This is a genomic window from Roseisolibacter agri (assembly GCF_030159095.1).
GTDB classification, from domain to species: domain Bacteria; phylum Gemmatimonadota; class Gemmatimonadetes; order Gemmatimonadales; family Gemmatimonadaceae; genus Roseisolibacter; species Roseisolibacter agri.
In genome coordinates this window covers 797,832-807,249 of the sequence record NZ_BRXS01000003.1, presented here as the reverse complement: position 1 = coordinate 807,249, position 9,418 = coordinate 797,832, and the positions used below count along the sequence as shown (strand labels likewise).

The window sequence follows — 9,418 nt, the reverse complement described above, 5'->3', positions numbered from 1 at the left end:
AACAACGGCGCGAGCACTGCCCATGCCGCGTCGGTCAGTTCGTGTCGGCGGCCAACCCCATGCGCACCTCCAGCCAGCGTCCCTCGAAGCTATGAACCGCTGGCTGGATTGTCAGACACGACCTAGGGCGTCGCTAGGCGCCGCGCGCCACCTCCCACTCGCGCGGCCGCTGGCGCACGGGGAAGCAGTTCATGTCGAGGTCCGTGCGCGACAGCGCGAGCCCGCGCTCGGGCGGCACGAACAGCCGCGCGCCCTTCGACTGATTGCACCCGAGGTCCCCGCGCTCCAGCGACTTGCAGAGCACGACCATGTTGATCGGCTCGCGCGCGTCGACGTGCTTCTGCCAGAGGCGGAAGCTGCGGTCCGGCACCAGGTGGTCGATGTCGAAGTACACCTGGTCGCTGTGGCAGAACAGGCAGTTCTCGCAGTAGTAGACCTGGCCGCGCTGCCGCAGCGGCTCGAACGCCAGCGCCAGCTCGACGCCGGTGACGCGGTGGTCGCGGAGCCAGTGCGCGTTCGCCTCGAACGCCGACTGGCGCTGGGGCTCGGAGAAGTTCTGCCGGGTCGCCATGGAGGCTCCTGGGCGGAGGGCCGGGGCGCCGGGCGGGGACGACGTCGTGCCCGTCCGCGGCGCGTCCCCCAACATGGGGAGATCGGCGCCGCGCGCCAGCGTCAGCGCCGCGCGCCGTCCGCCGGGTCGCCCAGCGCGCGCTCGTAGAACCACGTCTCGCCGAACTCCACCGGCCGGTACGGCGCGATGCGGGCGAAGCCCAGGCTGAGGTACAGGCGCTGCGCGGCATGCATCGTCGTCAGCGTGCCGAGCCGGAGGCGCACGCACCCGCGCGCGGTCGCTTCGGCGATCGCGTGCTCGGTGAGCCGCCGCGCAACGCCGCGCCCGCGCGCCTCGGGGCGCACGTACATGCGCTTCAGCTCCGCCGTGTCGGGCGCCAGCGCGTGGAGCGCCACGCAGCCCAGCGCCTCGTCGCCGCGCCACGCCACCCACAGTGCCACGTACGGCGCCGGCAGCGCCTCCACGATCCGCTCCGCCGCCTCCGCGTCGTGGGCGGTGGAGTGCGCGAGGATGTGCGCGCGGATCAGCGCGCGCGCCGCGGCGAGCGAGGCGGGATCGTCCGCGCCGCGGATCTCGATCGTCACGTGGCGGCGCGCAGGCGGGCGACGATCGCGGCGACGTGCAGCGCGGTCGTGTCGAGCGTGGGGAGCCCGGCGACGGTCTCCGCGCGCAGCAGCAGCGGCAGCTCCGTGCCGCCGAGGATGACGCCGTCGATCCCCGCCGCGTCGCGCAGGCGCTCGACGATCGCGACGATGCCCTGCCGCGTCTCGTCGCGGAAGTCGCCCTGCAGCAGCTCGCCCACGTAGCGCGCATGGATCCACTCGCGCGCCGCCGCCTCGGGCGGCACGACCGTGATGCCGTGGCGCGCGCACACCTCGGGGTAGAACGGGCCCTCCATCGTGAAGCGCGTGCCGAGCAGCGCGAGGCGCCGCAGGCCGCGCGCGTGCGCCTCCTGCGCGCACACCTCGACGATGCTGAGCATCGGCACCGGTGCCTCCGCCGCCAGCTCGTCGAACACGAGGTGCGCGGTGTTGGCGGTCATCGCGATGAAGTCCACGCCCGCGCCGGCGAGCCGCTGCACCGACGCGCGCAGGTACGCGATGAAGGCGGCGCGGTCGGTTGCGACCAGGCGCAGCCCGTGCAGCACGTCGAGGCTGTCGATGACGAGCGACGGCGACGTGCCCGGCGCCTCGCGCGCCCACGCGTCGAGGATGCGGCGGTAGTAGTCGATCGTGGACTCGGGGCCGAGCCCGCCGACGAGGCCGAGGATCGTCACAGCGCCTTCGCCATGCACACGCTCGTCGTCGACGACGCCGCGTACTCGCCGTACGGCGCGATCTCGGCGAAGCCCGCGCGGCGGTAGAGCGCGAGCGCCTCCTGCTGCCGCGTGCCCGTCTCCAGCACCAGGCGCGCGAGGCCGAGCGCGCGCGCCTCGTCCTCCAGCCGCGCGAGCAGCGCGCGCCCGACGCCGTGGCCGCGCGCCTCGGGCGCGACGTACATGCGCTTCAGCTCCCCCACGCGCGGCCCCAGCGCCGCGAGCAGCGCCGGGTCGCGCAGCGTGCGCAGCGCGCCGCAGCCGATGGGCCGGTCCGCGCGGCGCACCACGAGGAACGCGCCGTTGCCCGGCGCCACCTCGTCGGCGTCGAGCCGGAAGTGCGTCGCGCCCGGCTCCGGGTAGCGCGCCGACAGCTCGGCGTTCAGCGCGGCGATGAGCGCGCCCGCGACCGGGCCCGTGATGGGCTCCGGCGCGATGTCGAGCGGAGCGTCGGCGTGCGGCCCGGCCATGCGGTCAGGACGCGCGCACGCGCAGCAGCGCCCACAGCCCGGCGATCCCCACGATCGCGAGCAGCGCGGTCGCCGCGAGCACGACGGGCGCCGGCGAGCCGCCGTGGTGCGTCATCTCGTGCAGCGCCGGCACGTGCAGCCCGACCATGAACCAAGACAGCGCGCACGCGATCACCGTCGGTCGATACCAGCGGGCGGACATGGGACGCTCCGGAGCGGGAGGTGGTGGGTGGGCGGGCGGAGGGATCAGCGGTCGAGCACGGGAAGGTACGCACGCCACGGCCCGACCGCGTCACGGTACTGCTTCGCCATCACGCGGGCCACCTGCGCCACGTGCCCCAGGTCGTGCGCGACCCAGGTGGCGAGCAGCTGGCGCAGCGTGACCGGGCCGAACGCGGGGTGCTCGCCCTCCAGCGCGAGCTGCGCGTCCGTCAGCCGCCATCCTTCCAGCGTCGCGAGGTTCTCGGCCCGCAGCGCGGCGAACTCGTCGAGCAGGTCGCCGAGCGACTTGCCCTGGCTCTCGCGGAACTGGGCGAAGCGGTCGTAGGGCGTGAAGCGGCGGTCGGCGCCCTGCGCGAGGATGATGCGGGCGCGCGCGATCCAGTCGGTGCGCTCGCCGTGGATCAGGTGGCCGAGGACGTCGTACGGGCTCCACGTCTCGGGGCCCTCGGTCGCGTCGGTCCACTCGGCGGGCAGCCCGGCGAGCAGGGCGCGCAGCGCGTGCGGCGTGCGCGCGAGCACGGGCAGCGCGGTCGGCAGGTCGAAGTCCATGGACGGTGCGCGTGTCAGCGCGCGACGACCCGCGCCAGCAGCTCGGGCATCGCGTGCAGGTGGTCGATGTGGTCGGGCGCCGAGTTGCCGGCGAAGCCGAGCAGCGCGAAGCGGCCCGCCTGCACCTCGCTCAGCTGCTGCATCCCGCGCGGGCCCCAGCGCAGCACCGGCTTCCGCGCCAGGCCGAGCGCGCGCAGCAGCCAGTCCGCCGTCTCGGTCGTGCTGGCGAAGGTGCCCGGGAAGATCTCGGAGTGCGTGACGACGAAGCGCTTCTCGCCGCGCATCGCCGCCCGCGCGAACTCCGCGAACGCCGCGAGGTTCGTCGTGTCGAGCGTGCCGCCCTTCTCGAGCACCGTGCCCTCGGGCACGTACGACGTGTGCATCCCGTCGAGCAGCAGCACGCCCGACACCGACGCGAAGTGCCGCGGCTCGCGCAGGATCGCGCGGATGGCGCCGTGCCCCGCCGAGAAGCCGACGAGCGTCACGCGTCCCACGCGCACCGGCTCGCCGACAGCGGCCGACGTCTCGCGCGCGATGCCCGCGAGCAGCGAGTCGAACGCCGCCGGGTCGGTGAACGCGCGGTGGTACGCGCCCGAGCCGGCGCCGAGGTTGACGACCGCGGCCACCGCGTCGCGCGCGCTGGTGGCGACCGCCTGCTGCGGCAGCCACGCCGCGCCGTGGAAGTGCACGACGACGTCCACCGCGTCGCGCACGCGTGCCGGCACCAGCAGCTCGACCGCCCGGCCCGCGGGGCCCGCGAACGATCGCGTGCTGCCCGCGAGCGCGCGCTGCGCGAGCCGCTCGTGCGCGCGCGTCGCCTCGACCATCGGCGAGGGGTTCTGCGACGCGGCGGGCGACGCGGCGGGCGGCGCGGCCGGCGCCGGCGTCTGCGCGCCGGCCGCGCGCGCGGCGAGGACGAGCGCCGCCGCCGCGAGTCGTCGCGTCATGCCGACGATGGGTCGAGCGGCGTCACGCTCACGTGCCCCGCGACGATGCGCCAGCGGCCGTCCTCGCGCGCCCACACGCGCGTGTAGCGCGCGACGCCCGCGAACGGCGTTCCCGCGTAGCTGCCGGTCATGCGCGCGCGCAGCGCGGCGACCGCCACGTCCGCGCCGACGCGGCGCACGCGGAGGGCCTGGGGCTCGTGCGACGCCACGCGCATCACGCCGTCGCGGTACGCCGCGAGGTCGTCGGCCTTGGTGGCGAGCGCGCCGTCGGGGCCCGTGAACAGCAGGTCGTCGGCGATCAGGCGGTCGAGCGCCGCCACGTCCGCGCCCAGCTGCGCCGCGCGCAGCTCGGCCTCCAGCGCGGCGATCTCGGCGTCGTGTTCGGTAGGGGGCATTCGGGGCGGGGGAAGGTGCGGGTGCCGCACGATGCGACGGCGGCTCGCTCCGCGGAACCCCCGGCTCGACGTCCCGACGCGCCGTGGCGCGCCATCGCGGTCCGTCGTAGTGTAGCGATGCGTTGGAAATCCGATCCTGGTGAGTCGGATGCCGGAGCTGGGCCATGACCTACTGGCTGCTGGACAACGATCACGCGCAGTACGCGGTCGACTGGGACGTCGTGCTGCGGCTCATCCGGGGATACCACCGCGCGGTGCTGCGGTACACGCTGGCGCAGGTGACGACGACGTCCGAGTCGTCCTGGTATTCACCGCTCAGCTGGTCGCTGCCCGACATCAAGTCCATCGAGGTGGACTGGACGCGGGTCCGCGCGTCCGTGAACCAGCGCGGCGACGAGGACTTCGCCACCCTCGCCGAGGTGGCGGTCCAGAGCGTGCCCGAGATGGCGCGGCAGCTGCGATTCATGGTGGAGCAGACCACGCGCTACACGAACGCCTTCCTCGACCTGCAGGCGGCGGTGCAGTCGGAGAACACCGTCCGCATGCACCGCGCGATCGAGACGTACGAGGACGCGGTCTCGGCGGCGCGCTTCCTCCGGGACACGTCCGCCGACGGGCTGATGGTGGGCGCGGCCATCATGACCGGCGGGGCCGGGCTCGCGGTGCTCGGCGGCGCTTCCGCGCTCAAGGGGTACGGCAAGTACGAGGACACCGAGAACGTCGGGGCGGCGGTGGTGTACGGCGTCGGCAACTTCGCCTTCGGCGCGTTCAAGCTCGGCGGCCGCACGCTCGCCGTGCGCGAGGAGGCGGTCGTCGCGATCCTGCAGGCCCAGTGGGAGGCCGGCGTGGCGCTCATCGAGGGCCGCTCGCTCGGCGACGCGCTCGCCATCGGGAGCCTGAAGCTCGGCGGCCCGTTCGTGGACCGCTTCTTCAAGCTCCCGGCGCTGCAGCGGGTCATCAAGTGGGCCAGCGTGCCGATCAAGATCACGCAGCAACCGACCGCGTTCGGCTTCGACGTGAGCCGGCTGGTGGGCCGCATGGATCCGGCCGACGCCGCGAAGAGCATCGCCGACACCGTCGCCACGAAGTGGCTCTCGAAGTCCACCCAGAAGCAGGGAGTCGAGAAGGGTGGCAAGGCGTTGCTGACGCGCCTGCACGAGGCGGGCGCGGTGCGGCCGACCGGGCGGGTCGGCACCGGCGTGCTGGCGACCGCCACGCACACGGACGACCTCCTCCTCACGCTGGCGATCGTCAACATGGCGAAGGGGATCGGCCGCGGGCTGTGACGGCGGCCGCCCGCCGCTCAGCGCCGGATGGGCGCCGGCGCGTCCGCGTAGCGTGCGTAGCGGCCCAGCATCGTGCCGATCGCCACGAGCACCGGGAACACGAAGCGCTGCACCGCCGCCGGGATCGCGTGCATCGCGAACTCGCTGCGGTAGCGGCGCGTCAGGTACGCCGCGTCCATCGGGTGCGGCGCCGGGCCGCCGCTGCGCTTCGCCGACGCGAAGATCTCGCCGAGGAAGTACTCGAAGTTGTCGGCCGGCTCGACGTAGCCCGTGCAGCGGAGATCGGTGTCGCCGGCGTTCCAGAAGCGGTGCACCTCGCCCGGCTTGAACGTCACCGACTCGCCGGGGCCGGCGAACTGCTCGGGCTCCCCCAGCCGCTGATAGCCGATGCGCCCCTCGATGACCGTGAACCCCTCCTCCTGGTAGTGGTGCACGTGCATCGGCGGGCCGAAGCCCGGCGCGACGACGTTCTCCCCCTCGAGACGGTCGCCGCGCGGGCCGGGCACGCGGCGCAGGAAGGTGAGGCGCTCGCCGGCGCCGTTGTCGATCGTGTGCGGATACGTATGGGTAGGCATCGGGATGCTCTCGCGGTGCTCGCGGTGCTCGCGGGACGCGTGCTGTGGTCGGTGGTCGTGCGTCGTACGATGCCGGTTCGCCGCGGGGCATGAATGGGGAGAACGACCCAGCGTGCGCGCGCCACGAGGCTGCTTGACACCTCCGACCGGCACTCCTAGCGTCGCACACCCGCACGGAGCTCCCTTCCGCCCCCAGTGCCATGACGGGCCCTCCGATTCAGCCTCCGAGCGGCGGCGGTGCACCGCCGCGGATGCCGCAGCGTCCCAGCGGCCCCACGCTCACCTGGAAGGAGAAGCAGGCGCTCGCCGCCCAGCAGGCGCAGCAGGCGCTCCAGCAGGCCCGCGGCCTCGCCGGCGCCGGCGTCTTCATCGACGCGGACCTCGAGGCGCTGCGCACCCTCGGCGGCGACGCGCTGATGCGCCCCATCGAGCGGCAGGGCGCGCCGCGCAAGGCGCTGGTCGGCGGCGTCGAGCACGACGTCGCGGACCTCGCGATCGAGCAGGGCACGCCGGAATTCTGGGTGCGCTACCTGTTCGACGAGATCATCAACGACGAGTCGAAGAAGGCGCTGACCGCGTTCACCGGCCGCGCGCTGCTGCTCGACTTCTACAACCGCGTCTTCCTGCGCCCCGACGACTTCGAGACGCGGCGCTACGCCATCCCGCGGCACGGGAGCGTGCGCGCCGCGTATCCGCCGGGCAACGCGGGCGACGTGCTGCTGCGCTCGCACCTGCGCGCGGCGCTCGACCTCGGCTTCGACTGGATGCAGTGGCCCGCCGACGCGTCGGGCGCGAAGCAGTCGTCGCTGGTGGCGAGCATCGAGTACATGATGGAGATCCAGAAGAAGACGGTGCACACGCCGCTCGTGTGGCGCACCGAGGACCGGCGCACGATGCGCGAGCTGCGGACGCCCGGCTTCACGCAGCAGGTCACCGTCGACCACCGCATCAAGACGCTCGGCATGGACCAGGAGTGGAACCCGTACTCCACGCAGGAGGTGCGGGGCCGCCTGTGGTACCGGCGGCAGAACACCGACAACTGCCTCTACACCGGCATCAGCGTCGCGACCAACCCGTACGCGTCGATCGTCTTCCCCAAGATCACGCTGTCGCCGACGTCGCTCGCCCCGGTCGCGAACGCGGTGCTCGGCGCGCTCGCAGGGAAGAAGACGGTGGAGTCGGCGCTGCTGGAGCCGAACGGCGAGGTGAAGGCGCCGTTCGCGCCGTACGTCGCGCGCCTGGAGCTGCCCAACCACGAGTTCAAGCTGGTGCTCTACAGCCGCGCGCGCACGATCCTGATGGCGCTCGAGGGGAAATACCTCGACACGGGGAAGGTGCAGGGCCTCAGCGGCGAGTCCTTCCCCGAGTACGGGAGCCTCGGCATCGCGGGTGAGAACATCTTCGCGCAGGTCGAGTTCCACCGCTTCTTCCACTCGTGGCGCGACGACGAGGGGTTCACCGCGTTCGTGAACGTCGCGGGCTGCGACATCGTGAGCCGCGAGGCGATCGTGGACTGCTTCCACGAGGCGAAGGCGCAGACGGAGTACTTCGCCAAGGTGAACACGACCTACCAGAACCTCGTCACCGGCGGCCCGTACGGCCTCACCTGGGCGGCCACGGGCGTCGGCTACAACAACGTCACGCCGCTCCATCGCAACGCGGTCGCCGCGTGGGTGGAGGGGCGGCGCCTCACGCTGCGCTGACGCGCCCGCGCGTCGAGACGCGTCAGCGCGCCGCCGCGTCGACCATCGCCTGCTTCGACGCCCGCGCGAAGCGCCGCTGCAGCGCCCGCGCGAACGGGCGGCCGAGCCGCGCCAGCAGGTGGCGCGGCCGCGAGAACGCGTACAGATCGTACCACACCGCGTCGTCCGCGCGGTGCCACTCGACGGTGAAGCGCTCCTCGCCCACCGCGCCGTGCGCGGGCAGCGTCCCGTACGCGAAGCCCGCGCGGCGCACGCCGTCGGCCTCATCGTCGAACGCGTGGACGATGCGGCACGCGTTGAGCGACCAGAAGCCGTAGTGGCGCACGACCACGGCCACCGTCGTCCCGGGCGCGATCGGCGCGTCGGCCGGCTGGATGGACGCCCAGCCGAGGCGCAGCATGCGCCACGCGTGCAGCGCGTCGCGCGCGCGCTCGAACGTCGCGCGCCCGGTGCCGAGCCGCACCCGGTTGTGGTCGACCGTGTAGCCGGCTGGCGCACCGCCCTCGCGCGTCGCGCCCACCGCGTCGTACGTGAACGCGGCGTCTCGCTGCCCGGCGAGGAACGCCGCGATCGCGCGCGCGTCGGGGCGCGTCAGGCGGAACATGCGCGCTGCGCGGTCAGCCGTACGTGACGCCCGGATACAGCAGGCTCGCCGCCCCCGTGAAGATCGGGTCGAACACGACGTCGAACAGCTGCCACGCGGCGTAGAGGCCGATCCAGCCGAGCATCGGCGTGCCGCGCAGGAAGCCCTGGTAGCGGCGCGCCGTCTCGGGGGCGAGGCCGAGCGCGAGCACCGCGCTGCCGTCGAGCGGCGGGAGCGGGAGCAGGTTGAACGCGGTGAGCAGCAGGTTCAGCGAGAAGACGACGCTCAGCACGCGCCCGATCGTCTCCCAGTGCGCCAGGTCGGCGGCGGCGAGCGCGCCGAAGGTGATGCTCTCGGGCGCGGTGAAGACGCCGGCCAGCGCGCCGACGCGCAGCAGCCCGCCCGCGAGCAGCACGAGCGCGAAGTTCGACGCCGGGCCGGCGAGCGCCATCCACGCCGCGCGGCGCGGGTGCCGCTCCGCCCACGTGGGATCGTACGGCGCGCTCGCGAAGCCGAGGGGCCAGCCCGCGATGAGCACCGAGATCAGCGGCAGGACGACCATGCCGAACGGCTCGCGCCGCACGTGCGGCCACGGATCGAGCGAGACCTGCCCGCCGTGGTACGCCGTCGGATCGCCGCCGCGCAGCGCCGCCCAGGCGTGGGCCGCCTCGTGCAGCGTCGTCGAGAAGAGGAAGACCGCGAAGTAGAGCAGCGCGACGCCGATGTCGGGCATGCGGGGAGGGGAGGGGGAGCACGCCCGCGGCGCGGGCCTCGCCCTCTGACCGCTGCGGCCGGTCTGACG

Annotated in this window: 13 protein-coding genes; 2 read left to right on the top strand and 11 right to left on the bottom strand. The window is 73.8% G+C overall.

The features are described 5' to 3' along the window. Window positions 1-133 precede the first annotated feature (133 nt). The 8 genes from rosag_RS12215 to rosag_RS12180 all read right to left on the bottom strand — a co-directional run bounded on the left by rosag_RS12215 (window position 134) and on the right by rosag_RS12180 (window position 4,469). Window positions 134-571 carry a hypothetical protein gene (locus tag rosag_RS12215; protein WP_284350424.1) on the bottom strand — a complete coding sequence of 146 codons (438 nt, stop codon included), beginning with the start codon at window positions 569-571 and terminating at the stop codon, window positions 134-136. A gap of 101 nt (window positions 572-672) precedes the next feature. After that, window positions 673-1,155 (bottom strand): GNAT family N-acetyltransferase, encoded by a 483-nt coding sequence (locus rosag_RS12210; RefSeq protein WP_284350423.1) that lies wholly within the window; start codon window positions 1,153-1,155, stop codon window positions 673-675. Beyond that, window positions 1,152-1,847: an aspartate/glutamate racemase family protein gene (locus rosag_RS12205; RefSeq protein WP_284350422.1), complete on the bottom strand. Its 696-nt coding sequence runs from the start codon at window positions 1,845-1,847 to the stop codon at window positions 1,152-1,154. Before rosag_RS12205 ends, rosag_RS12210 begins: the two co-directional genes overlap by 4 nt. Continuing rightward, complete coding sequence (locus rosag_RS12200) at window positions 1,844-2,356, bottom strand: GNAT family N-acetyltransferase (protein WP_284350421.1); 513 nt, start codon at window positions 2,354-2,356, stop codon at window positions 1,844-1,846. Before rosag_RS12200 ends, rosag_RS12205 begins: the two co-directional genes overlap by 4 nt. 4 nt (window positions 2,357-2,360) lie before the next feature. After that, window positions 2,361-2,558 (bottom strand): hypothetical protein, encoded by a 198-nt coding sequence (locus rosag_RS12195; protein WP_284350420.1) that lies wholly within the window; start codon window positions 2,556-2,558, stop codon window positions 2,361-2,363. 44 nt (window positions 2,559-2,602) lie between these two features. Next, window positions 2,603-3,127, bottom strand: a complete 525-nt coding sequence (locus rosag_RS12190; protein ID WP_284350419.1) for a DinB family protein — start codon at window positions 3,125-3,127, stop codon at window positions 2,603-2,605. Between the two features lie 14 nt (window positions 3,128-3,141). Beyond that, window positions 3,142-4,074 (bottom strand): hypothetical protein, encoded by a 933-nt coding sequence (locus tag rosag_RS12185; RefSeq protein WP_284350418.1) that lies wholly within the window; start codon window positions 4,072-4,074, stop codon window positions 3,142-3,144. After that, a complete protein-coding gene (locus rosag_RS12180) occupies window positions 4,071-4,469 on the bottom strand; it encodes a nuclear transport factor 2 family protein (RefSeq protein ID WP_284350417.1) in 399 nt (132 codons plus the stop codon). The genes rosag_RS12185 and rosag_RS12180 overlap by 4 nt, the downstream gene beginning before the upstream one ends. Before the next feature lie 164 nt (window positions 4,470-4,633). On the opposite strand from rosag_RS12180, the gene rosag_RS12175 reads away from it, so the two are divergent. Continuing rightward, on the top strand, window positions 4,634-5,755 hold the full coding sequence (locus rosag_RS12175) for a hypothetical protein (RefSeq protein WP_284350415.1): 1,122 nt from the start codon (window positions 4,634-4,636) through the stop codon (window positions 5,753-5,755). A 17-nt stretch (window positions 5,756-5,772) separates the two neighbouring features. Here rosag_RS12175 and rosag_RS12170 read toward each other — a convergent pair whose 3' ends face one another. Further along, complete coding sequence (locus tag rosag_RS12170; RefSeq protein ID WP_284350414.1) at window positions 5,773-6,330, bottom strand: cupin domain-containing protein; 558 nt, start codon at window positions 6,328-6,330, stop codon at window positions 5,773-5,775. 251 nt (window positions 6,331-6,581) lie between these two features. Here rosag_RS12170 and rosag_RS12165 point away from each other — a divergent pair, with 251 nt between their 5' ends. Beyond that, a complete protein-coding gene (locus rosag_RS12165; protein WP_284350413.1) occupies window positions 6,582-8,033 on the top strand; it encodes a hypothetical protein in 1,452 nt (483 codons plus the stop codon). 22 nt (window positions 8,034-8,055) lie between these two features. On the opposite strand, the gene rosag_RS12160 is transcribed toward rosag_RS12165, so the two are convergent. Further along, window positions 8,056-8,637 carry a DUF1990 domain-containing protein gene (locus rosag_RS12160; RefSeq protein WP_284350412.1) on the bottom strand — a complete coding sequence of 194 codons (582 nt, stop codon included), beginning with the start codon at window positions 8,635-8,637 and terminating at the stop codon, window positions 8,056-8,058. A 13-nt stretch (window positions 8,638-8,650) separates the two neighbouring features. After that, complete coding sequence (locus rosag_RS12155) at window positions 8,651-9,349, bottom strand: site-2 protease family protein (RefSeq protein ID WP_284350411.1); 699 nt, start codon at window positions 9,347-9,349, stop codon at window positions 8,651-8,653. Window positions 9,350-9,418 lie beyond the last annotated feature (69 nt).